The organism is Micromonospora sp. NPDC023966 (assembly GCF_040639095.1).
Classification (GTDB): Bacteria; Actinomycetota; Actinomycetes; order Mycobacteriales; family Micromonosporaceae; genus Micromonospora.
Window position 1 is genome coordinate 70,973 of sequence record NZ_JBEZZJ010000009.1, and the last position, 22,474, is coordinate 93,446.

Annotated in this window: 19 protein-coding genes; 9 read left to right on the forward strand and 10 right to left on the reverse strand. The window is 74.5% G+C overall.

What is annotated here, in order from left to right:
* The first annotated feature begins 9 nt into the window (after window positions 1-9).
* Complete coding sequence (locus AB0F68_RS14920) at window positions 10-963, forward strand: stage II sporulation protein M (RefSeq protein ID WP_357337409.1); 954 nt, start codon at window positions 10-12, stop codon at window positions 961-963.
* On the opposite strand, the gene AB0F68_RS14925 is transcribed toward AB0F68_RS14920, so the two are convergent.
* The 5 genes from AB0F68_RS14925 to AB0F68_RS14945 are packed head-to-tail and all read right to left on the reverse strand — an operon-like array spanning window position 941 to window position 5,994.
* Window positions 941-2,251, reverse strand: coding sequence for a DUF58 domain-containing protein (locus tag AB0F68_RS14925; protein WP_357337411.1), 1,311 nt, complete (start codon window positions 2,249-2,251; stop codon window positions 941-943). The two genes, AB0F68_RS14920 and AB0F68_RS14925, sit on opposite strands and share 23 nt — an antisense overlap.
* On the reverse strand, window positions 2,248-3,237 hold the full coding sequence (locus tag AB0F68_RS14930; protein WP_357337414.1) for a MoxR family ATPase: 990 nt from the start codon (window positions 3,235-3,237) through the stop codon (window positions 2,248-2,250). Before AB0F68_RS14930 ends, AB0F68_RS14925 begins: the two co-directional genes overlap by 4 nt.
* Complete coding sequence (locus tag AB0F68_RS14935) at window positions 3,234-4,520, reverse strand: DUF4350 domain-containing protein (RefSeq protein ID WP_357337417.1); 1,287 nt, start codon at window positions 4,518-4,520, stop codon at window positions 3,234-3,236. The genes AB0F68_RS14930 and AB0F68_RS14935 overlap by 4 nt, the downstream gene beginning before the upstream one ends.
* The gene (locus tag AB0F68_RS14940; RefSeq protein ID WP_357337422.1) at window positions 4,517-5,158 is read right to left on the reverse strand and encodes a DUF4129 domain-containing protein; all 642 of its coding nucleotides are present in this window, start codon (window positions 5,156-5,158) and stop codon (window positions 4,517-4,519) included. Before AB0F68_RS14940 ends, AB0F68_RS14935 begins: the two co-directional genes overlap by 4 nt.
* Window positions 5,155-5,994 carry a hypothetical protein gene (locus tag AB0F68_RS14945; RefSeq protein ID WP_357337428.1) on the reverse strand — a complete coding sequence of 280 codons (840 nt, stop codon included), beginning with the start codon at window positions 5,992-5,994 and terminating at the stop codon, window positions 5,155-5,157. Before AB0F68_RS14945 ends, AB0F68_RS14940 begins: the two co-directional genes overlap by 4 nt.
* Before the next feature lie 211 nt (window positions 5,995-6,205).
* On the opposite strand from AB0F68_RS14945, the gene mtrA reads away from it, so the two are divergent.
* The 5 genes from mtrA to raiA all read left to right on the forward strand — a co-directional run bounded on the left by mtrA (window position 6,206) and on the right by raiA (window position 12,072).
* Complete coding sequence (mtrA, locus tag AB0F68_RS14950) at window positions 6,206-6,895, forward strand: MtrAB system response regulator MtrA (RefSeq protein WP_046564340.1); 690 nt, start codon at window positions 6,206-6,208, stop codon at window positions 6,893-6,895.
* A 124-nt stretch (window positions 6,896-7,019) separates the two neighbouring features.
* On the forward strand, window positions 7,020-8,660 hold the full coding sequence (mtrB, locus tag AB0F68_RS14955; protein ID WP_357337788.1) for an MtrAB system histidine kinase MtrB: 1,641 nt from the start codon (window positions 7,020-7,022) through the stop codon (window positions 8,658-8,660).
* Window positions 8,661-8,680: 20 nt separating this feature from the next.
* Window positions 8,681-10,474 (forward strand): LpqB family beta-propeller domain-containing protein, encoded by a 1,794-nt coding sequence (locus AB0F68_RS14960; protein WP_357337790.1) that lies wholly within the window; start codon window positions 8,681-8,683, stop codon window positions 10,472-10,474.
* A 49-nt stretch (window positions 10,475-10,523) separates the two neighbouring features.
* A complete protein-coding gene (locus AB0F68_RS14965; RefSeq protein ID WP_357337793.1) occupies window positions 10,524-11,177 on the forward strand; it encodes a ComF family protein in 654 nt (217 codons plus the stop codon).
* Window positions 11,178-11,427: 250 nt separating this feature from the next.
* Window positions 11,428-12,072 (forward strand): ribosome-associated translation inhibitor RaiA, encoded by a 645-nt coding sequence (gene raiA / locus AB0F68_RS14970; RefSeq protein WP_357337455.1) that lies wholly within the window; start codon window positions 11,428-11,430, stop codon window positions 12,070-12,072.
* Between the two features lie 69 nt (window positions 12,073-12,141).
* On the opposite strand, the gene AB0F68_RS14975 is transcribed toward raiA, so the two are convergent.
* Both AB0F68_RS14975 and AB0F68_RS14980 read right to left on the reverse strand, forming a co-directional pair.
* Window positions 12,142-13,248: a GNAT family N-acetyltransferase gene (locus AB0F68_RS14975; protein ID WP_357337457.1), complete on the reverse strand. Its 1,107-nt coding sequence runs from the start codon at window positions 13,246-13,248 to the stop codon at window positions 12,142-12,144.
* The gene (locus AB0F68_RS14980; protein WP_357337459.1) at window positions 13,245-14,411 is read right to left on the reverse strand and encodes a GNAT family N-acetyltransferase; all 1,167 of its coding nucleotides are present in this window, start codon (window positions 14,409-14,411) and stop codon (window positions 13,245-13,247) included. Before AB0F68_RS14980 ends, AB0F68_RS14975 begins: the two co-directional genes overlap by 4 nt.
* Before the next feature lie 160 nt (window positions 14,412-14,571).
* On the opposite strand from AB0F68_RS14980, the gene secA reads away from it, so the two are divergent.
* The gene (gene secA / locus AB0F68_RS14985; RefSeq protein ID WP_357337468.1) at window positions 14,572-17,478 is read left to right on the forward strand and encodes a preprotein translocase subunit SecA; all 2,907 of its coding nucleotides are present in this window, start codon (window positions 14,572-14,574) and stop codon (window positions 17,476-17,478) included.
* Window positions 17,479-17,649: 171 nt separating this feature from the next.
* Here the strand turns inward: secA and AB0F68_RS14990 are convergent, their stop codons facing one another.
* Together AB0F68_RS14990 and AB0F68_RS14995 are read right to left on the reverse strand one after the other, a co-directional pair.
* Window positions 17,650-18,285, reverse strand: a complete 636-nt coding sequence (locus AB0F68_RS14990) for an Rv3235 family protein (protein ID WP_357337795.1) — start codon at window positions 18,283-18,285, stop codon at window positions 17,650-17,652.
* 101 nt (window positions 18,286-18,386) lie between these two features.
* Window positions 18,387-18,614, reverse strand: coding sequence for a helix-turn-helix domain-containing protein (locus tag AB0F68_RS14995; protein ID WP_357337470.1), 228 nt, complete (start codon window positions 18,612-18,614; stop codon window positions 18,387-18,389).
* A gap of 207 nt (window positions 18,615-18,821) precedes the next feature.
* On the opposite strand from AB0F68_RS14995, the gene AB0F68_RS15000 reads away from it, so the two are divergent.
* Window positions 18,822-19,331, forward strand: coding sequence for a hypothetical protein (locus AB0F68_RS15000; RefSeq protein WP_357337473.1), 510 nt, complete (start codon window positions 18,822-18,824; stop codon window positions 19,329-19,331).
* 12 nt (window positions 19,332-19,343) lie between these two features.
* Here AB0F68_RS15000 and AB0F68_RS15005 read toward each other — a convergent pair whose 3' ends face one another.
* Window positions 19,344-20,366, reverse strand: coding sequence for a hypothetical protein (locus AB0F68_RS15005; protein ID WP_357337475.1), 1,023 nt, complete (start codon window positions 20,364-20,366; stop codon window positions 19,344-19,346).
* Window positions 20,367-20,793: 427 nt separating this feature from the next.
* Between AB0F68_RS15005 and pruA the strand changes: the two genes are divergently transcribed.
* On the forward strand, window positions 20,794-22,422 hold the full coding sequence (gene pruA / locus AB0F68_RS15010; protein WP_357337478.1) for an L-glutamate gamma-semialdehyde dehydrogenase: 1,629 nt from the start codon (window positions 20,794-20,796) through the stop codon (window positions 22,420-22,422).
* Window positions 22,423-22,474: the final 52 nt, after the last annotated feature.

Genomic DNA, 22,474 nt, shown 5'->3' on the forward strand with positions numbered 1-22,474 from the left:
GGAGGACGAGTGGATCTCGACGCGTACGTGGCCGAGCACGGGGCCGAGTGGCGGCGGCTGGAGCAGTTGACCGGTCGGCGCAGGCTGGACGCGGCCGAGGTCGACGAGCTGGTGGCGCTCTACCAGCGCGCCGCCACCCACCTCTCCGCGCTGCGCAGCCGGGCCCCCGAACCGGTCCTGGTCGGCCGCCTCTCCCACCTGGTGCTCGCGGCCCGGGCCCGGATCACCGGCCGTCCCCGCCCCTCCTGGGCGGCGGTGGGCCGATTCCTCGCCGCCGACCTGCCGGCCGCCCTCTACCGGGCCTGGCCCTGGTGGTGCGCGGTGGCGACCGGGTTCAGCGCGCTGACCGCCTTCCTCATCTGGTTCGTCGCCGGCCACCCGGACACCGCCGCCGCGTTCATCGGCGCCGAGGCGGCCCGGCAGCTCGTCGACTCCGGCTTCGCCGGCTACTACACCGAGTTCACCGCGCCGACCTTCGCGTTCCACCTGTGGACGCACAACGCCTGGCTGGCCGCGCAGTGCCTGGCCGCCGGGGTGCTGGTGGTGCCGGTGTTCTGGCTGCTCTGGCAGAACGCGCTGAACATCGGCGTGGTCGGCGGAGTGATGATCGCCTACGGCCGGGCGGACGTGTTCTTCGGCATGATCACCCCGCACGGTCTGCTGGAGCTGACCGGCATCTACGTGGCGGCCGGGGTCGGGCTGCGGACCGCGTGGGCCTGGATCGCGCCGCCGGCGCAGCTCAGCCGGGGCCGCGCGGTCGCCGAGGCGGGTCGCTCGGCCATCGTGGTCGCCGCCGGCCTGGTCGGGCTGTTCGCGGTCTCCGCGTTGCTGGAGGCGTTCGTGACCCCGGCGCCGCTGCCGGCCGCCGTCCGGGTCGCGATCGGCGCCGCGGTCTGGCTGGCCTTCCTGGCGTACGCCTTGCTCCTCGGCCGCAAGGCGGCTAGAGCTGGCCGAGGGACTTGAGCCGCAGGTAGGTGTCGGCGACCGCCGGGGCGAGCCGGTCGGCCGGGGCGTCCACCACGGTCACCCCGTGCCGGGACAGGGCGGCCCGGACCCGGTCCCGCTCGGCCAGGGCCCGCCAGGCCGCCGCGGCGGCGTACGGGTCGTCCGGGCCGGTCGGCGGAGCGGTGGTGAGCCGGGCCAGCACCGGGTCGTGGGCGGCCGCGAGCACCACCCGGTGCCGGGCGGCCAGCCGGGGCAGCACCGGCAGCAGCCCCTCGCCGAGCGCGCCGGCCTCCAGGGCGGTGAAGAGCACCACGAGGCTGCGCTGCCGTTCCCGGCGCAGCACCTCCCCGGCGATCAGCTCGAAGTCGGTCTCCACCAGCGCCGGCTCCAGCGGGGCGACCGCGTCCACCAGCCGGGTCAGCAGCGCGGGCCGGCCGCTGCCGGTCACCCGGGCCCGGATCGCGGTGTCGGCGGCGAGCAGGTCGACCCGGTCGCCGGCCCGGGCGGCCAGCGCGGTGAGCAGCAGCGCCGCGTCGATCGCGGTGTCCAGCCGGGGCTCGTCGCCGAGCCGGACCGCCGAGGTGCGGCCGGTATCCAGCACGCAGACCAGCCGCCGGTCCCGCTCCGGCCGCCAGGTGCGCACCAGCACGTCGGAGCGGCGGGCGCTGGCCCGCCAGTCGATCGAGCGCACATCGTCGCCGACCACGTACTCGCGGAGGGTGTCGAACTCGGTGCCGTGGCCGCGCCCCCGGGTGACCTGTACGCCGTCGATGACCCGTAGCCGGGCCAGCTTCTCGGGCAGGTGCCGGCGGGAGTCGAAGCGGGGCAGCACGCGCAGCGTCCACGGTGGCGTGACCGGGTGGCCGGCGCGCTGCCGGAACGCCAGCTTCATCGGCCCGAGCGAGCGTACGGTCAGCGCCACCGCGGGCCGGTCGCCGCGCCGGGCCGGGGTGAGCCGGACCGGCAGCGTGGCGGCGCCGCCCGGTGCGACGGTGAGCACCCGCCCGGCGGGGACGTCGGGCCGCGCCCCGGCCGACGGTACCCAGGCGTCGCGTACCTGGGCGCGCAGCGGCCGGGTGGAGGCGTTGGTCAGGTGCAGGGTGACCGTGGCGGTGCCGCCCAGCCGGACCGCCCGGTCGCCGGCGCGGGTGGCGGTGAGCCCGTGCAGGGGCGCCGCGAGGGTCCAGTCGAGGGCGACCAGCAGCAGCACCGCCGCGGTCAGCACGGCGACGCCGACGAAGGGCGCCGGCCAGGCCGGCAGGGTCGCCGCGCTCGCCGCGAGCAGGAGACCCGCCCGCCAGGTCATCGCGGCGTCGGCACGGTGGCCAGCACCGCGTCCAGCACGGCGTCCACGGTCACGCCCTCCAGCTCCACCTCCGGGCGCAGCCGGAGCCGGTGCCGCAGGGTGGGCCGGGCGACGGCCTTCACGTCGTCCGGGGTGACGTGGTCCCGGCCGGCCAGCCAGGACCACGCCTTGGCGGTGGCCAGCAGGGCGGTGGCGCCCCGGGGCGAGGCGCCCAGCTCCAGCGCCGGGGCGACCCGGGTGGCCCGGCACAGGTCCACGATGTAGCCGAGCACCGGCTCGGCCACGTGCACCGCGTGCACCGCCGCCCGGGCGGCGGCCAGGTCGGCCGCGGTGGCCACCGGGCGTACGCCGGCGGCGCGCAGATCGCGCGGGTCGAAGCCGGCGTGGTGGGCGCGGAGCACGCCCAGCTCCTCGTCCCGGCCGGGCAGCGGCACGGTCAGCTTGAGCAGGAAGCGGTCCAGCTGCGCCTCGGGCAGCGGGTAGGTGCCCTCGTACTCGACGGGGTTCTGGGTGGCCGCCACGATGAACGGGTCGGGCAGCGGGCGGCGCTCGCCCTCGACGGAGACCTGCCGCTCCTCCATCACCTCGAGCAGCGCCGACTGCGTCTTCGGCGGCGTGCGGTTGATCTCGTCGGCGAGGAGCAGGTTGGTGAAGACCGGCCCCTCCCGGAAGGTGAAGGCGGCGGTGCGCGGGTCGAAGATCAGCGACCCGGTGACGTCGCCGGGCATCAGGTCGGGGGTGAACTGCACCCGCTTGGACTCCAGGTCCAGCGCGCCGGCCACGGTCCGCACCAGCAGGGTCTTGGCCACCCCGGGCACGCCCTCCAGCAGCACGTGCCCCCGGCAGAGCAGCGCGATGACCAGGCCGGTGACCACGGCGTCCTGCCCGACGACGGCCTTGGCCACCTCGGCGCGCAGCCGGTGCAGGGCGGCGTGGGCGTCGGGCTGCGCGGTGGGCGACGCGGCGGCGATGACGGGTCCGGTCACCGGGGATCTCCTTCGGTCGGGTGGGGGGCCAGGGTACGGGTCAGGGCGTCCAGGTCGCGGGCCAGCTCCAGCAGCTCCCGGTCGTCCTCCGGGGCGGCGCCGTGCAGCAGCTCGGCCACCCGCTCCGGGTCGGCCCCGGCGTGGGCGGCGACCCGGGCGGCCACCTCGTCGGGCGGCGCGTCCGGGGGCAGGTTGAGCCGGAGCAGCAGCCGGTCCAGCGCGGCGGCGCGCAGTGTCCCGGCGGCGGTGTTGCGGGCGCCGGCCCGGCGGTAGAGCCGGGCCCGGCCGAGCACCGTCTCGGCGGAGCGGACGGTCACCGGCAGCGGCTCCGGCACGGGCGGGCCGAGCCGGCGGGCCCGCCAGAGCACCAGCAGCAGCCCGGCCACGGCGAGTTGCGCCAGCACGGCCCAGAACCAGGGCGGGAAGGCGTCCCAGAGCGGGTTGTGCCAGTTCGGTGGCGGGTCCGCCCGGTCATCCGAGCGACCGGTGGGCCGGGGCAGCGGGCTCTCACCGTCCGGGGTCGGCGACCAGCTCGGCCCGGTCGGGCCCGCCTCGGGGCCGGGCAGGTCGAGCCAGACCAGCGGGCGGTCACCGCCGAGCAGACCGGTGGCGAGGGCCCGGTTGCCCCACTCGTCGATCCGGTCGTTGCGGAACGGGTCGCTGGCCCCGATCACCACGACCTCGGCGCCCCAGGAGATCCGCTGCAGCGCGCCCGCGTAGCACCGGTCGGCGCCGGGCGGCCCCGCGTACCGCTGGTGGTCGACGGCGGCGGTGCCGGCGCGGAGCGCCTCGGGCAGCCGGCACGCCGTGCCGTCGGCGTCCGGCGGCACGGCCCGGGTGGCCCACCGGCGGTCGGTCGGCTCCAGCGGCACGGCCAGGCCGGTCAGCACCCGGCGGGACGGCTCGACCAGGACCAGCCGGCTGCCGGCGGGCAGCACGCTCAGGGCGGCCAGGGTGCTCGGGTGCACCAGCTCGGGAGCGGGCACGAAGAGGGTGCTCGGGCCGGCTCCGGCGGCCCGCAGCGCCTGCCGTGGGTCGGTCTCCCGGCGGATCGGCACCCCCTGCGCGCGCAGCGCCTCGGCCAGCCGGCTGCCCCCGTCGTCGCCGGTGCCGAGCGGCGAGAGGAACCCCCGGTCGGTCGGGTCGGGCTGGTCCACGGCGTGCAGGACCAGGGTGGCCACGATCAGCAGCACGGCCAGCCCGAGCGGGACCAGCACCCGGTGCCACCGACGGCGGGGCGCTGGCGGGGCCGCCGGGCGGGCCGGGTCGAGCGTCGCGGTCACCGGCGTTCCCCCTCCGCGGCCAACTCCCGGCTCAGGTCGGCCGCGAGGTCACGCATCCGGTGGTCGTGTGCGGCGGTGGCGGGACGCTGGGCGTACCAGAGGTCGGAGAAGATCGCGCCGGCGGCGTGCAGGGTGGGCCGCACCCCGGGCCGGACCCGCGCCACGGCCGCGGTCAGCTCGGTGACGGTCAGCCCGGGGCGGGGCTCCACGAGCTGCCGCGCCACCAGGAGGCGGACCATCTCGCGCAGCCGTTCCCGGACCGCCTCGGCGTACCGGCCCTCGGCGGCGAGCCGGTCGGCGAGGCCGGCGTGGGCGGCCGGCGCCGGCTCGGGCGCCCGGGGCGCGGGCACCGGCAGCGCCGGCGCGTCCGGCCGGGCCGGGCGCCGCCGCAGCTTCGGCCGCCGCAGTCGGGGCAGCCGCAGTCGGGGAAGGCGCAGTCGAGGCAGGCGCAGCCGGGGCAGCCGGAGCCGGGGGAGCCGCGGGCGGCCGACCCGGGGCAGCCGGCGGGGCACCCAGGCCGGGAAGAAGTACCAGGCCAGCGCGACCAGCAGCGCCCCGGCCAGCAGGAGCAGGGCGGCCAGCGGCAGCGGTACGGCGTCCCCCAGCGCGGCGACCGCCTCGGTCCACCAGCGGCTCACCGCGGCACCGCCAGCAGGACGGGTTCCGGGGTGCCGGCCGGGGCGCGGGAGAGCCGGATGTCCAGACCCTCGGTGCGCATCCGGGTCTCCAGGTGCAGCACCGCGTCCAGGCAGGCCAGCGCCGGGTACGCGACCGCGTTCACCGCCACCCAGGCCACGGTGGCGACCGGCAGCGCCCAGGCGGCGACGTCGAACAGGCCCAGCAGCCCGAGGCCGTGGTAGACGCCCAGCCCGATGCCGAGCCGGATCAGCCACCAGCCCAGGTAACCGAGCAGCCGGATGGCGGCGGCCCGCCCGCCGACCCGGACCGCCAGCCGCAGGGCCCGCCCCGGCGCCCGGTACGCCGGCACCCGGTCCACCACGAGCACCGGCACCACCGCGCCGAGCAGCCCGTACGCGACGAACCAGGCCGGCCCGGCCAGCCCGGCGAGCAGCACGGTCAACCCGACCGCGGCTCCGAACAGCAGGGTGGCTCCCCAGCGGGCGCCGCGCAGCAGCTCGCGGGGCCCGGTGCGGCGGCCCAGCAGCCCGGCCCCGGCGCCGCGGGCGGCCGGATTGCCGAGCAGCGCGATGATCATCGCTTCGGTCCCGGCGCCGAGCGCGAGCAGCAGCCAGTACCAGCCCAGCCGGTCCGGGCCGACCCACCACTCGGGCGGCCGGGCGTCGGCCAGCACCCGCAGCGGGTGCAGCAGGGCCTGCTCGCCGAGGGCCAGCAGGACGGCCAGCGGGACGAGCACCCGGGCCTGGTCGCGCAGCAGCAGGACGGCCGAGTCGAGCAGTTCGCCGACCGTCAGCGGGCGGCGCGGGAGCACCGCGGTCGGGCCGGCGTCGGGCACGGGTACTCCTGGCGAGCGGGTGGAGGTGGCGGGCGGCGACACGCCCGAGGGATCATGGTTGCACGGCGCGTCCGCGTCCGGTGGACCCGTCCGCCGCGGCGCGCCACGCGGGCGGCCACGCCGTCAGCTGTGGTGCCGGACCGCCCTCGGCGCTACCGTGCCGTGAAGACGGCGCACCCTCCTAGCGAACGGGGATGGAACGATAAACCCCATGAGAGCCCGGGTACTGGTGGTCGACGACGACCCCGCACTCGCCGAGATGCTCGGCATCGTCCTGCGCAGCGAGGGCTTCGTGCCCTCCTTCGTCGCGGACGGAGAACGGGCACTGGCCGCGTTCCGTGACAGCCGGCCCGACATCGTCCTGCTCGACCTGATGCTCCCCGGCATGAGCGGCATCGACGTGGCCCGGGCCATCCGGGGCGAGTCCGGCGTGCCGATCGTGATGCTGACCGCCAAGAGCGACACGGTCGACGTGGTGCTCGGGCTGGAGTCCGGGGCCGACGACTACGTGGTCAAGCCGTTCAAGCCCAAGGAGCTGGTGGCCCGGATGCGGGCCCGGCTGCGCCGCGGCGAGGACGTGGCGCCGGAGCTGCTCACCATCGGCCCGCCCGGCAACCAGATCACCATCGACGTGCCCGCGCACACGGTCAGCCGGGACGGCGAGGAGGTCAAGCTCACGCCGCTGGAGTTCGACCTGCTGGTCGCGCTCGCCCGCAAGCCGCGCCAGGTCTTCACCCGCGAGGTGCTGCTGGAGCAGGTCTGGGGCTACCGGCACGCCGCCGACACCCGCCTGGTCAACGTGCACGTGCAACGGCTGCGCGCCAAGATCGAGCCGGATCCGGAGCGACCCGAAATCATCCTCACCGTTCGGGGCGTGGGTTACAAGGCGGGCACCGGATAGCCTGGTCAGCACTGTGGTGACCTCCCCGCCCCCCGACTCGCCGACCACCGCGTCCCGCCGGCTCCGCGCCGCGCGGGCGCTGTGGCGCGTCCTGGCCGGCCGTACGGCCCGGCTGGCCGCCGGCATGCACCAGACCTGGCGGCGGTCGCTCCAGGTTCGTGTGGTGACCATCACACTCGTGGCGTCCAGCCTGCTGGTGGGCGGGTTCGCGTACCTGATCGCCGACAAGCTCACCAACATCCTGCTGGAGAACGCCGAGACCGACGTCCTGTTGCGGCTGCGCAACGGCAGCGACTACGCCTCGAAGCAGTTCAACCTCTACAGCCAGCCGCAGGAGGCCCAGCTCCAGGACACCATCGACGGCACGGTCAACTACCTGGCCGGCGGTGACCCGGCGCAGACCAGCGGCGTGGTGGTGGCGATCACCGCGGACAATTTCACCAACATCGAGCCGCGTACCTCCCCGGACGTGCAGGTCCGCCCGCTGATCAGCCGGGAGCTGCGGGCCTCGGTGGCCGCCGGCAATGTCGCCCACCAGATCCGCACCGGGACGCTCGGCGGCCAGCGCACCAAATACCTCGTCTACGGCTCCCCGGTGCCGACCCGGTTTGGGCAGCTGGAGCTCTACTACCTCGTCCCCCTGGCCCGGCAGGACGCCACGGCGGCCGACGCCCGGGCCACCGTCGTCGCCACCGGCGCGGCCCTGGTGCTCCTGCTCGGCCTGCTGGCCGCCCTGGTCACCCGCCTGGTGGTGACCCCCGTGCGGGTGGCCGCCCGGACCGCGCAGCGGCTCTCCGCCGGCCTGCTCGACCAGCGGATGGTGGTCAACGGCGAGGACGACCTTGCCCTGCTCGCCGCCTCGTTCAACCAGATGGCGACCAACCTGCAACGGCAGATCCTCCGCTTGGAGGAGATGTCCCGGCTGCAACGCCGGTTCACCTCCGACGTCTCGCACGAGCTGCGGACGCCGCTGACCACGGTCCGGATGGCCGCCGACCTGATCTTCGCCGAGCGGGACGAGTTCGACCCGGCCGTGGCGCGCAGCGCCGAGCTGCTCCAGGCCGAGCTGGACCGGTTCGAGGAGCTGCTCACCGACCTGCTGGAGATCAGCCGCTTCGACGCCGGCTTCGCCATGCTCGACAGCGAGCCGACCGACCTGGTGCCGGTGGTGCACCGCGTGGCCGAGCGGCTGTCCGGGCTGGCCGAACGGGTCGGGGTGGCCATCGAGCTGAACCTGCCGGACAGCCCGGTGATCGCCGAGGTGGACCCGCGCCGGGTCGAGCGGGTGCTGCGCAACCTGGTCGGCAACGCGGTCGAGCACGGCGAGGCCAAGCCGGTGCGGATCACCCTCGGCATGGACCAGAGCGCGGTGGCGATCACCGTGCGGGACCACGGCGTCGGGCTCAAGCCGGGCGAGGAGAAGCTGGTCTTCAACCGGTTCTGGCGGGCCGACCCGTCCCGGGCCCGGCAGACCGGCGGCACCGGGCTGGGCCTGTCGATCAGCCTGGAGGACGCCCGGTTGCACGGCGGCTGGCTGGAGGCGTGGGGCGCGCCCGGGCAGGGTGCCCAGTTCCGGCTGACCCTGCCGGCCCGCGCCGGCGACCGGCTGACGACCTCACCGCTGCGGCTGGTGCCGGCCGACGCCACCCTGCCGTTCGGCGGTCCGCGCGACGGCGGACTGCTCGCCATCGGGCCGGGCAGCGACGCCGGGGCGCTGGCCGTCGGGCCGGCCGATGGCGCGGACCGGGCCCAGGTGACATCGTGAGCGCGAGGAGTGAGCCGGTCCTGAGGCGGCGGCTGGTGACCGCGCTGCTAGCGGGCGCGCTGCTACCCGCAGGGCTGGCCGGCTGCGGCATCCCGGACCAGACCGAGGTTCAGGTCGACGGCTCGGGCCCGGCCGCCGAGGCCGGCGCGCTCAACGGCAGCCCCGCCCGGCCGCCCACCCCGACCGACAGCGCCGAGCCCGGCGCGTTCATCGAGAACTACCTGCGGGCGGCCGCGGCCGGGGAGCGCGAGCAGGCTTACAGCCGAGTCAAGGACTTCGTCGCGCCGGAGGCGCGGGGCCGGCTGACGGAGAAGCAGAGCAGCGAGATCCAGCTGACCGTGGTCCGGCTCCGGGAGAAGCCTGAGGTCACACCGCCGAACAACCAGGGCACCAGCAAGGTCACGGTCAAGGTGCAGCAGGTCGGTGTGCTGCGCGCCGATGGCACCCTGGCCCCGCCGGGGGCCAACGAGACCGAGTACGTGTTTCAGCTGCGCCGGGCCGAGCCGGCCGGCGCGGCGCTGCTCCTCACCGACGTGCCGAACGACCTGTTGATCAGCGACAAGGCGCTGCACGAGTACTACCGCTCGCGCACCATCTACTTCTGGAACTCGGACCAGTCGCGGCTGGTGCCCGACCTGCGCTACCTGCCCTCGTCGGTGCCGACTGAGCGGCGGGTCACCGAGGTGGTGAAGTGGCTGACCGGTGGCCCCTCGGACTGGCTGGCCAAGGGTGTGACGAGGCTGCCCGACGGCACCCGGCCGATCAACAACGCCACCGGCTCGGACGGGCACTGGGAGGTCGACCTGGCCATGCCGGCGGCCGACGACAAGCGGCTCGCCCGGCTCGCCACCCAGCTCGCCTGGTCGCTGCCCGAGCTGAGCGGTCAGCTCGACCTGAAGATCCAGAACCAGAAGCGGCTCAGCGTTGACCTCGAGCAGGAGCGGACGGCGCACGTCGCGTACCCGGCCAGGGCTGTCCCGGCGCGGTTCAGCGTCTACGACGGCGCCGTCCGCCCGCTGGCCATCGGCAACGAACCGAGAGTCGGCGTACCGCTGGCGCCCGACGCCAACAAGAACGTGGTCTCCGCGGCGGTCGCCCGCGCCGACGACCAGGTGCTGGCCGCGCTGGTGGTGGCCGGGGCGGACGGCCGGCAGCGGCTCCGGGTCGGCTCCGGCCCGGACCCGGTGACGGTGTTCAACACCAACAGCCGGACGTTCGGCACGATCGGCCGACCCACCTGGCTCCGCTCCCTGGACAAGGGCCACCCGGCCGGCCTGGTGGCGGCCGACGGCAAGCTCTACCGGTTCGACGATGCGGCCGCGATGAACCAGGTCCCGCTGGCCGTCCCCGGCCCGGTCGTGGCGGTCGCCGGGTCCCTGGACGGACACCGGATCGCCCTGGTCAGCGGGGGCAACCTGTTTGTCGCCGCGGTCAGCGTCGACGGCGGCGTGATCAGCGTGGGACAGCCGCGCCCTCTGGTCAGCCTGCTCACCGCGGTCACCGCGGTCGACTGGGTCGCGGAGAACGAGCTGGTCCTGGCCGGCAACGAGGCGGACCGGCCGGCGATCCACCAGCTGACCGTCGACGGCGCCCAGGAGATCCCCCTCAAGACGAACATCGGCGCCGAGGTGACCCAGTTGGCGGCCTATCCGGGCGGCGCCGTCGGCGGGCTGCCGTCGCTGTCGTACATGTACGAGGCGAACCGGGCAGCCTTCCGGAACAACCCGTTCGACATCATCAAGCGGGAACAGGTGCTGGACGTGCCGGCGGGTAGCCGGGCGACCAACCCGACCGCCCCCTTCTTCCTCTACTGAGCCGCCGGTGCCGGACCTGGGTGGGCTCTGGTCGGACCTGACCGACCTGGTGCTGCCGGCCGGGTGCGCCGGATGCGGCGAGCGCATCCCCGGCCTGCGCCAGGGCTTCTGCCCACGCTGCGTGGGTGACCTGGAAGCGCTGACTCCCGCGCCGACCCGCCCCGATCCGGCCCCGGCCGGCCTGCCGCCCTGCGTGGCCCTCGGCCCGTACGCGGGCGCGCTGCGGAGCGGGCTGCTGGCGTACAAGGAGCGGGGCCGGCACGGGCTCGCTCGGCCGCTGGGTTCGCTGCTGGCCGAGGTGGTCGCCGCGGCGGTGGGTTCGCGGCGCCCGGTGACCCTGGTGGCGGTGCCGGACACCGCGCTGGCGGCCCGCGCCCGGTACGGCGACCACCTGGACCGGCTCACCCGACATGCGGCGGTCCGGCTGCGCGCGGCCGGTTGGCCGGTGCGCGTGCTCCGGCCGTTGCGCGCGCTGCCCCGGCCGGACTCGGTGGCGCTGGACAGCGCCGGCCGGGCCGCGGCGGCCGAGGCGGCCTTCCGGTTGCGCCGGGCCGGTGGGGCGACCGGGCCCGTGGTGCTGCTGGACGACATCGTCACCACGGGGGCGACCCTGGCGGCGGTGAGCCGCATCCTGCACGCAGCGGGAATGTCGCCAAAGGTCGCGGCCGTGCTCGCCGCAACGCAAAAGCGGCACCATTGGTGACGCTTCGTGTTTCCGTTTCACCCCATGGTGTATGAGCTGTTAAATTTCGCGGCCTCTCCCGGCAACTGGGGGTGACTGGTGGCCGAACAGGCGTTAGCGTTTTCGTGTCGGGGGTAGGAGGGTTGCCAACCTTCCCCCGGCCTGGAAGGAGGCGTAGCCGTACGTACCGGTCGACGCCGAGCGGGGCTCTCCCTGGGTGCTGTCGACCGGAAGATCCGGACCGAACGACCGTCCGAACAAGGGAGGTCACGTGGACATCGTGGTCAAGGGCCGTAACGTCGAAGTGCCGGACCATTACCGGGTACACGTAGCCGAGAAGCTAGCGAAGATCGAACGCTACGATCACAAACTCATTCGCGTGGACGTCGAGTTGTTCCACGAGCGCAATCCGCGCCAGGCCGATCATTGCCAGCGGGTGGAAATCACCTGCGTGACGCGTGGTCCGGTGATCCGGGCCGAGGCCTGCACGCACGATTTCTACAGTGCGCTGGACGCCGCCATAGCCAAGCTGGACACGCGTTTCCGCCGGGCGGCCGACCGCCGCCGGGTGCACCGCGGCCGGCACGCGCCGCTCTCCGTCGCCGCCGCCACCGCCGACCTGCCGGTGGCCGATCTGGACGGGCCCGGCCTGGCGACGCTGAACGGGCACGGGACGGCCACCGCCGTCGCCGAACGGCCCGACGAGCTCGGCTACGAGGAGCCCGACGACCAGCCGTGGCACATCGCGCGGGCGAAGGTGCACCCCGCCGAGCCGATGACGGTCGACGACGCGCTGTTCCAGATGGAGCTGGTCGGCCACGACTTCTACCTGTTCCAGGACAAGGAGTCGGGCCGCCCGAGCGTGGTCTACCGCCGGCACGCCTACGACTACGGGATCATCTCGCTCGACACCTGACCCCTGACCACCCCTCGCAGGGACACATCGGCCGGAGGCCGTGGTGGGCGACCACCACGGCCTCCGTCGTCAGCGGGTGCGGTCGGTCGACAGCAGGCCGAAGACCACCGAGTCGGTGCGGGTGCCGTCCGGGCCGGGGAGCCGGCCGCGCAGCAGCCCTTCCCGGCGGAACCCCGCCTTCGCCAGCACCCGCTGCGAGGCGGCGTTCTCCGGCCGGGTGCCGGCCCAGAGCCGGGCCAGCCCGACGTCGAACGCCCAGGCGGCCACCAGGCCCACCGCCCGGGCGGCCAGCCCGCGGCCGCGCGCCTCGGGCAGCAGGCTGTAGCCGAGCATGCCCTGCCCGGTGGCGGGCTCGTCGTACACGAGGGCGCAGCCGCCGGCCACCGCGCCGGTCGCGGCGTCGAGGATCGCGAGGTCGGCCGAGCGGCCGGCCAGCCAGTGGCTCTCCGCCAGGCGGCAGCGCCGCTCGATCGACTCCCGGTCCGGCGCCACCGGCGGGACCCGGTTCGCCACCACCTCCGGCAGCGTGTGCAGCCGGTACAGCGCCTCGGCGTCCGCCGGCCCGAGCCGGCGCAGCGTCACCACGCCGTCGGTGAGCCGGCCCTCGGGCAGGTCCGGCAGCAGCCGCGCGGTCGGCCCGGGCGGGTCGTCGGCGAGGCGTACCCAGACGGCCAGGTCGTGCCGACCGTCCCGACCCTGACCGACCGATCGGCGGACCCCCTCGTGCCGGAACCCGGCGGCCAGCGCCACCCGCTGGCTGGCCGCGTTCTCCTCCTGGCTGAGCAGTTCGAGCCGAACGGTTCCGGCGGCGAAGGCCGCCTCGGCCAGCGCGCGGGTGGCGGCCGTGGCGACGCCCCGGCCGCGCGCCCACGGCGCGACCCAGTAGCCGATCTCCGCCTGCCCGCGCTCCGCCACAGGGTGGCTGAGGCCGGCCGCGCCGATCAGCCGGTCGGTGGCCGGGTCGGCGATCGTGTACGCCGCGCCGCCGGTGGCCCAGGCCGCCGGTGCGCCCTCGGTGATCCACCACCGGGCGCTCTCCTCGGTGTACGGGTCGGGCAGGCCGGGCAGGAACCGCTGGGTGAGCGGGTCGGCGCAGGCGGCGGCCATGTCCGTCACGTCGGTGAGGCGGTCCGGCCGCAACCGCACCCCGTACGCCTCGATGGTCTCCGGTGTCACCGCAGGTCCTGCGGGAGCAGCCCGCCGATCCAGACGTCCTGCCGTTCCCCGCGGTGCTGGACGCCGCCGCGGAGGGTGCCCTCGACGGTGAAGCCGGCCTTCTCGGCGGCCCGGCGGGAGGCGGTGTTGCCCACGTTGGCCCGCCACTCGACCCGGGCCAGCCCGAGCGTGGTGAAGCCCCAGGCGCAGAGCGCGGTCAGCGCGGCCGGCAGGTAGCCCCGCCCCCGCGCGTGCGGCGCGGTCATGAAGCCCACGTCGGCGACGAGCGGGCTGGTGGGGGAGATGCGCAGGTCGATCGAGGCGACGTACCGGTCCTCGGCGTCGGCGACCGCGTAGGAGGCGCCGGTGCCCCGGGCCCAGGCCGCCTCCGCGACGTCCCGCAGGAAGCCTTCGGCGTGCTCGCGCTGGTAGGGGTGGGGCACGGTGGTCCAGCGGATGGTCTCCTCGTCGCGGCAGGTGGTCACGAGCGCGTCGATGTCCCCCTCCTCGAAGGGGCGGAGTCGCAGCTCGGTGGCACCGGCGGTGGCGAACAGGACCGGCTGGGGCCGGCCGAAGACCGCCGCCCGCCGGGCCTGGAGGGTGTCCGGGGGGTACGGGACGGGCTCGCCCGGCGCGGCCAGCTCGGCCGGGAGGAGGGAGCCGATCCAGCCCTCCGGGCGGCCGCCGACCGCGGGGTGGGCGAGGCGCAGCTCGCCCTCGACCCGGAAGCCGGCCCGGAGCGCGACCAACCGGGAGGCGTGGTTGCCCACCTCCGCCTGCCAGATCAACCGGCGCAGCTTGAGTGCGTCGAACGCCCAGCGGGCGACCGCCCGGGTGGCCCGCACTGCGACGCCCCGTCCCCGGGCCCAAGGTGCGGTCCAGTAGCCGATCTCGGCCGAGTCGAGGCCCCGGTTGATCGCGACCAGCCCGCAGGAGGCGAGCAGCTCGCCGGTGGCCGTGTCGCAGACCGCGAAGGGCGCGCCGGTGCCCTCCGCCCAGGCGGTCGCGCTGATCTCGGTCACGAATCCGAGGGCGTGTTCGGGCAGGTACGGGCGAGGTACGGTGGTCCAGCGCTGGATGTCCGGATCCTGGCAGGCGCGGTACACCGCGTCGGCGTCCTCCGCTCGCCAGGCTCGCAGCAGCAGGCCGTCCTCGATGATCTCCACAGGCTCCACCCGAGCCATCGTGCCGGATCGTTCGCGTACGGCGTAACCCGATTACCGCCGGTCAGCGCGCCCGCTCGGCGTTATGTCGGGTTCGCGGCTCCGGACCGCCGCCACCAGTGACCATCGCCGCGTCGGAGCGCCTACGATGGTTCGAGACTGTCTAGGGGAGCGTTGATCCGTGTCGATTCTGGAAAAGGTCCTTAGCGCGGGCGCGGGCCGTATGGTGCGCCGGCTCAAGGCCATCGCGGCCGCCGTCAACTCGATCGAGGACGACTACGTCAACCTCAGCGACGACGAGCTGCGGGACATGACGGACCAGTTCAGGGAGCGGCTCGCCGACGGTGAGACGCTCGACGACCTGTTGCCCGAGGCGTTCGCGGTGTGCCGGGAGGCCGCCGCCCGGGTGCTCGGCCAGCGGCCCTACGACGTCCAGGTGATGGGCGGCGCGGCCCTGCACTTCGGCAACATCGCCGAGATGAAGACCGGTGAGGGCAAGACCCTCACCTCGGTCATGCCGGTCTACCTGAACGCGCTCGCCGGCAAGGGCGTGCACGTGATCACGGTGAACGACTACCTGGCCGAGCGCGACGCCGCCTGGATGGGCCGGGTGCACGAGTTCCTCGGCCTCACCGTGGGCGTGGTGCTGCCCAACCGGCCGGCCAGCGAGCACCGCGCGGCCTACGAGTGCGACATCACCTACGGCACCAACAACGAGTTCGGCTTCGACTACCTGCGCGACAACATGGCCTGGTCGCGGGACGAGCTGGTCCAGCGCGGCCACTTCTTCGCGGTGGTCGACGAGGTCGACTCGATCCTCATCGACGAGGCGCGGACCCCGTTGATCATCTCCGGCCCGGCCGAGCACTCCGCCCGCTGGTACCAGGAGTTCGCCGCCGTGGTGGCCCGCCTCCAGCCGGGCACCGACGGCGAGGGCGACTACGAGGTCGACCACGCCAAGCGCACGATCGCCATCACCGAGCGCGGTGTCGCCAAGATCGAGGACCGGCTCGGCATCGACAACCTCTACGAGTCGGTCAACACCCCGCTCGTCGGCTACATGAACAACGCGATCAAGGCCAAGGAGCTCTACAAGCGCGACAAGGACTACATCGTCAGCGACGGCGAGGTCCTCATCGTCGACGAGTTCACCGGCCGCATCCTGCACGGCCGCCGCTACAACGAGGGTATGCACCAGGCGATCGAGGCCAAGGAGGGGGTGGAGATCAAGCAGGAGAACCAGACCCTGGCCACGATCACCCTCCAGAACTACTTCCGCCTCTACGAGAAGCTCTCCGGCATGACCGGCACCGCCCAGACCGAGGCGAGCGAGTTCAACAAGGTCTACAAGGTCGGCGTCGTGACCATCCCGACGCACCGGCCGATGGTCCGCCTCGACCGGGCGGACGTCATCTACAAGACCGAGAAGGCCAAGTTCAACGCCGTGGTCGAGGACATCGCCGAGCGGCACGAGCAGGGCCAGCCGGTGCTGGTCGGCACGGTCTCGGTGGAGAACTCCGAGATCCTCTCCCACATGCTGCGCCGCCGGGGCATCCCGCACTCCGTGCTGAACGCGAAGTTCCACGCCAAGGAGGCGGAGATCGTCGCCCAGGCCGGGCGCAAGGGCGCGGTCACCGTCGCCACCAACATGGCCGGCCGCGGCACGGACATCCTGCTCGGTGGCAACCCCGAGTTCCTCGCCGCCAACGAGCTGCGCCAGCGCGGCCTCGACCCGGTCGAGCAGCCGGAGGAGTACGCCAAGGCGATGGAGGAGGTCCTGCCCACCTGGAAGCAGGCCTGCGACGCCGAGGCGGAGGAGGTGGCCGCCGCCGGTGGCCTCTACGTGCTGGGCACCGAGCGGCACGAGTCGCGCCGGATCGACAACCAGCTGCGCGGCCGCGCCGGCCGGCAGGGCGACCCCGGCGAGTCCCGCTTCTACCTCTCCCTCCAGGACGACCTGATGAAGCGCTTCCGGGCCGGTGCCGTCGAGGCGGTGATGGAGCGCTTCAACATCCCGGAGGACGTGCCCATCGAGTCGAAGATGGTCACCCGCCAGATCAAGAGCGCCCAGGCCCAGATCGAGGGCCAGAACGCCGAGATCCGGAAGAACGTGCTGAAGTACGACGAGGTGCTCAACAAGCAGCGCCAGGTGATCTACGCCGAGCGCCTCCGGGTGCTGAACGGCGAGGACCTCTCCGAGCAGGTCCGCAACATGATCGACGACGTGGTCGGCGCGTACGTGGTGGGCGCCACGAGCGACGGCTACGCCGAGGACTGGGATCTCGAGCAGCTCTGGTCCAACCTCAAGCAGCTCTACCCGGTGGGCATCACCATCGAGGAGCTGGAGGAGGAGGTGGGCTCCCGGGCCGGCCTCGACCAGGACTTCCTGCTCGCCCGCCTCAAGGAGGACGCGCACGCCGCGTACGACAAGCGCGAGGAGCAGCTCGGCGAGGAGGCGGTACGCCAGCTCGAGCGGATGGTCCTGCTCCAGGTGATCGACCGCAAGTGGCGCGAGCACCTCTACGAGATGGACTACCTCCAGGAGGGCATCAGCCTCCGGGCGTACGCCCAGCGCGACCCGGTCATCGAGTACCAGCGCGAGGGCTTCGACATGTTCGCCACTATGATGGACGGCATCAAGGAGGAGACGGTCGGCTTCCTCTACAACCTGGACGTGCAGGTCGAGGAGCCCGAGCCGGAGGCCGAGGAGGTCCAGCTGCTGGAGAAGCCGGTGGAGATCCGGGCCAAGGGTCTCAACCGCACGCCGCAGCAGCAGGGCCTGCAATACTCGGCGCCCGCCGTCGACGGCGAGGCCGGTCGCGGCGCGCCGGTCCTCGAGCGCGCCGAGGAGCAGGCGCCGGCGCTCGGCATCGGCCGCCCCGAGACGTCGGAGCGTCCCGCCGCCGCCACCCCGCGCCGGTCGACGGCCGGGATGAGCGGCCAGGCGGTCGCGGCGAGCACCGCCCGGCGGGCCGCCCCCGGCCAGATCGACGGCGCGGGTGAGGGCCCGTCCCGCAACGCGCCCTGCCCGTGCGGCTCCGGCCGCAAGTACAAGCGCTGCCACGGCGCCCCCAACGGCGGCAACTGACCCACCCCGCCCCAGCAGGCACGACGGGCCCCGGCCACCGGCCGGGGCCCGTCCCTGTCCCACCCCGGACACTTCCGCGATCTTGCAGTTGGTGCCCCGGCGAAAACCACAAAAGTGGCATTGTGCGGGCTCGAACCGCAAGATCGCCGAAAGGGCGGGTGGGGACGGGGCTCAGAGGACGTCGAGGACGGTGCAGAGCCAGGTGCCGCGGCGGTGTTCCAGGCGCAGCGCGATCGCCCAGCTCACCCCGCCGGCGCCGGCCAGCACGGCGGCGGCCTCGACCGCGCCCGCCCGTGGCTCGCAGACCCGCAGCCGGCGCAGCTGGAGGACCGGTCGGGCGGTGCGGCGGCGTACCGGACCGACCCGGCGGGCGGCGCGGGTCAGCTCGGCGGTCACCCGGGTGGCGGCCTCGGGGAGGCAAAGCGGCCGGAGCTGCCCGGGTGGGCGGTAGCCGTTGGCGATCTCCAGGAAGGTGCGGACGAAGCGGTGCGCTGCGCGGGCGGCCTCGGGGGTCGCGGTCACCAGGGCGGCCGGTGGAGGCCCGGCGGCACGCCCCGGCCCGGTGGGCGCCGGCCGGACGTCACCGGCCCACCCGGTGGCGCGGCGGGTGGGGCGATCGGCGGCCCGGCCGGCGGGGCGGTCGGGGTCCCGGCCGGGCGGCTCGAAGAGGTCGAAAGCGAGCTGGTCGACGCTGCCCCAGGCGTCGCCCCAGGGCGGGTCCTGGTCGGTGCAGGGCGGGTCGAGCGGCGGGGCCGGCCGGAGCCGGACCGGGGGACGCGGTGCCAGCGGGCGGCGGGTGTCGACCATCCTCAACCCCAGTTCCTTGCGTTTGCCTTCGTTTGCCTCCGACAGGCTCTCATTCTCGGGCAGACAATGCCGACCGTCAATGCCCGTGCGCCACCTGGCGGTCACTCCATGTCGCGGTCGGTGAGCGGGTTGCCGCGTACCCACTCGGCGGTCTCGGCGTACTTGCGCTCGATGTACTCCTCCAGTCGGGCGCGCTCCACCCGCCACTGGCCCCGGCCACCGATCTTGATGGCGGGCAGCTCGCCGCTGCGCACCATGTGGTAGACCTGCGAGTCCGAGACGTTCAGCTCGGCGGCCACGTCGGACAGCAGCAGGAACCTCGGCTCCACGGTGACTCCCGGGGTTGGCTTCGTTTGCCTCAGTTTGCCACCACGAGCCGGATCGCCCCAGGCCCGGCACGGCGAATCCGACCGGGGGACACACCGGCGTGGAACTTCTCCGCGGCGGGTGCGGGGTGTATGACGGTCACGGCGTACGGCATGATCGGCGCCCGGAGCCGGCGTTCGCCGGCCGGGCCTGACGGCGGGGAGAGACCGGTGATCGACGAGCTTGTCCGGGTGTACGTGCCGGCGACCGTCCCCATGCTGGCCCGGCTGCGCGAGGAGGGCCTGGCCGGCGAGGGGGCGCACGCGGTCACCCCGGAGCTGCGGGAGTGGTACGCCGAGGGCGACGAGGAGGAGCTGGAGTACGTTGCCTTCACCCGGGCCGCCCAGGAAGCGCTGCTGCTGCTCCGGGCCGATCCGGGCGCGCCCCGGCGGCGGGTCGTCGTCTCGGTGGACCTGCCGGCCAGCGCGGTCGGCCGGATCGGCGGCGAGCTGGGGTCGAGCGTGGTCCGGCTCGCCGGGCCGGTGCCGGTGAAGTCCGTCGCCGCGATCCACGTGGACGGCGCGGACGCGGTCGACGACGTGGCCGCCGCCGCCGAGGTGGTGGCCGAGGCGCAGGCCGGCGACCCCGACGCCCAGTTCACCGTCGACGGGGCCGAGGACCACGAGCTGGAGTGGTACGACGTGACCGAGCTGGACCTGCTGCTGCGCCAGGTCTCCTGACACCCGCGGGGGTCAGGAGTCGGACTCGTCCTCGTCGTCCGCGGCGCGCGGGCCGAGGGTGCGGCCGAACAGGATCAGCGCGGTGAGCGCCCCCACGAAGAGCACCCAGATGGCGTTGTCCACCCGCGAGGTGCCGAGCGCCGTCTGCGCCACCTGGTCGGCCTCACTGAGCGCGGCGGCCAGGTCGAGCAGCCCGCGCCCGCCGACCCGGATGATCACCTCGGTGAGCAGCAGGAGCAGGCCCGCGCCGGCCCCGGCCACCAGGTACGCCGGCCAGCGCACCTCCGCGGCGACCCCGTCCCGCCGCTCGTCGCGACGCCGGGCCCAGGCCAGGTAGAGGTACGCCACCAGGCCGGCGATGAGCCCGGCGAGCAGGGACTCCGTCCGGGACACCCACTTCGCGGCGTCGAGCATCGACTGCTGGGTCTCCCCGGCGCCGAACAGGTCGGAGAGCGGGTCCCGGGCGCGGCTGAACAGCACCACGAAGATCTGCGCGGCCAGCGTGGCGGCGGCGAGGGCGCCGACCGCCCGGGCGTTGCGCGCCCCGGCCATCGCCCCACCGATGATCGCCGCCGCGGCCGTGGTGCCGGCGATGGTGTTGGTGGTCGCGTTGTCGGCGTACGTCAGGTTGACCGCCACCGCGGCAGCGAGCCCCACCAGCAGGCCGGCGCCGACGGCGGCGAGGAAGCGCAGGGTGGCCCGGCCCAGCCGGTTGGTCGCCGCCAGGGCGACCGCGGCGCCGGCCGCCAGCGCGGCGGTGATCACGCCAGGCAGGGCGTACGCGGAGAGGCTGATCGCGGTGACCCCGGCCGCAGCCGAGGTGATCGCGGCCCGGGTGGACCAGAGCATGGCGGCCAGCCAGCCGACCGACAGCACGGCCAGCACGAGGGCGCCGGGCGCGTACGGGAGCCGGCCCCCGGCGGGCGCGGCCTCGACGGTCTCCTCCGCGGGGGACTCGACCGGCGCCTCGACCGCCTGTCCGGCGGCGGGCTGGTCCGGTTCCGCGGCCGTGGAGCTGCCGGGCTGCTTGCTCATCGTCTCCCTCTCGACGGACGCCGGATCGGCCGCGACGGGCCGGGCAGGTCACCGGCCATCCAGGGTACGCGGCCCGCCCGGTCCCGCTCCGGAGCCGGCGGGCCGGGCCGGTCCAGCTCTGCTCGGCCGGTCCTCGTGGTGATCGGCCGGCGACGGATCGCAGGTGGGGGACGGCCCGGTCCAGAGATTCGTCGGGCGGGGGCGGCTTGTCGCCTACGGTCCGGTGTGCGGCGGTGCGTCCGGGTGCGCCGGCGTGCGCGGCCGGAACAGGGGCGGTGGAGGTGGGGCCGGGCCCCTCGCATGGAAGAATTGGCCGAGGTCCCGCCGCCGCGACCGGTCCGCCGCGCGGTGCCCGGCACCCGGCCACCCGGCCGGTGCCCGCGGGTCCGATTTCGCCACCGCCGTCGAGATCGCACAGGAGCCTGTGATGGACGCCGTGTTCTCCGTACCCGAGCCGCGCAACGAGCCGGTCCACACCTACGAGCCGGGCAGCGCCGACCGGGAGCGGCTCCAGCGGCGACTGGCCGAACTGGCCGCCGAGCGGATCGAGCTGCCGATGACCATCGCCGGCGAGCAGCGGATGGCCGCCGGCGACCCGATCAACGTGGTCCAGCCGCACAAGCACGCCCACGTGCTCGGCGTGACCGGCCACGCCACCCACGACGACGCCCGCGCCGCGGTCCAGGCCGCCAAGGACGCCGCGCCGATGTGGCGGGCGCTGCCGTTCGAGGAGCGCGCCGCGATCTTCCTGCGCGCCGCCGACCTGCTCGCCGGTCCCTGGCGGGACACCCTCAACGCGGCCACCATGCTCGGCCAGTCCAAGACCGTGGTCCAGGCCGAGATCGACTCGGCCTGCGAGCTGATCGACTTCCTTCGGTTCAACGTCTACTTCGCCCGCAAGCTCCTGGCCGAGCAGCCGCTGTCCTCGCCGGGCGTGTGGAACCGCTTCGACCACCGGCCCCTGGAGGGCTTCGTCTACGCGGTCACCCCGTTCAACTTCACCGCGATCGCCGGCAACCTGCCGTCGGCGCCGGCCCTGCTCGGCAACACCGTGGTCTGGAAGCCGGGCCCGACCCAGCAGTTCGCCGCCCACTTCACCATGCGGCTGTTCGAGGCGGCCGGCCTGCCGCCCGGTGTGATCAACATGGTCACCGGGCGCGGCGAGGAAGTCTCCGACGTCGTGCTCGCCGACCCGGACCTGGCCGGCATCCACTTCACCGGCTCCACGAAGGTCTTCCAGCACCTGTGGAAGACGGTCGGCGACAACATCGCCCGCTACCGGGGCTACCCGCGGCTGGTCGGCGAGACCGGCGGCAAGGACTTCGTGGTCGCGCACACCAGCGCCGACGTGGACGCCCTGCACACCGCGCTGATCCGGGGCGCCTACGAGTACCAGGGCCAGAAGTGCTCGGCCGCCTCGCGGGCGTACATCCCGCGGTCGATCTGGGAGGGTGGGCTGCGCGACCGGCTGGCCGCCACCGCCGACTCGCTCACCTACGGCGACGTCACCGACTTCAGCAACTTCGGCGGCGCGGTGATCGACGACAAGGCGTTCGGCCGGCACACCGCCGCGCTGGAGCTGATCAAGGGTGACGACACCTGCAAGATCCTGGCCGGCGGCACCGCCGACGACTCGGTCGGCTACTTCGTCCGGCCGACCCTCTTCGAGTGCTCGGACGCCGCGCACGAGACCTTCACCACCGAATACTTCGGCCCGATCCTCGGCGTGCACGTCTTCGACGACGCCCGCTTCGACGAGGTGGTCCACCAGGCCGAGTCGATCGCGCCGTACGCGCTGACCGGGTCGATCTTCGCGACCGACCGCCGGGTGGTCGACCAGGTGGCGGAGAAGATGCGGTACGCGGCCGGCAACTTCTACATCAACGACAAGCCGACCGGCGCGGTGGTCGGGCAGCAGCCGTTCGGCGGCGCCCGGGCCAGCGGCACCAACGACAAGGCCGGCTCCTGGCACAATCTGGTCCGCTGGATGTCGCCGCGGACGATCAAGGAGACCTTCGTCCCGCCGACCGACCACGGCTACCCGCACATGGGCTGACCTGCTTTTCGGTCGCCGGTGGCGCACCCTGCGTCACCGGCGACCGGCCGGC

Excerpts from the sequence above, each read along its gene's own strand:
- AB0F68_RS14925 (WP_357337411.1), bottom strand. The coding sequence starts at position 2,251 with ATGACCTGGCGGGCGGGTCTCCTGCTCGCGGCGAGCGCGGCGACCCTG.
- mtrA (WP_046564340.1), top strand. The coding sequence starts at position 6,206 with ATGAGAGCCCGGGTACTGGTGGTCGACGACGACCCCGCACTCGCCGAG.
- mtrB (WP_357337788.1), top strand. The coding sequence starts at position 7,020 with ATGCACCAGACCTGGCGGCGGTCGCTCCAGGTTCGTGTGGTGACCATC.
- AB0F68_RS14980 (WP_357337459.1), bottom strand. The coding sequence starts at position 14,411 with ATGGCTCGGGTGGAGCCTGTGGAGATCATCGAGGACGGCCTGCTGCTG.
- AB0F68_RS14990 (WP_357337795.1), bottom strand. The coding sequence starts at position 18,285 with ATGGTCGACACCCGCCGCCCGCTGGCACCGCGTCCCCCGGTCCGGCTC.
- AB0F68_RS15005 (WP_357337475.1), bottom strand. The coding sequence starts at position 20,366 with ATGAGCAAGCAGCCCGGCAGCTCCACGGCCGCGGAACCGGACCAGCCC.
- pruA (WP_357337478.1), top strand. The coding sequence starts at position 20,794 with ATGGACGCCGTGTTCTCCGTACCCGAGCCGCGCAACGAGCCGGTCCAC.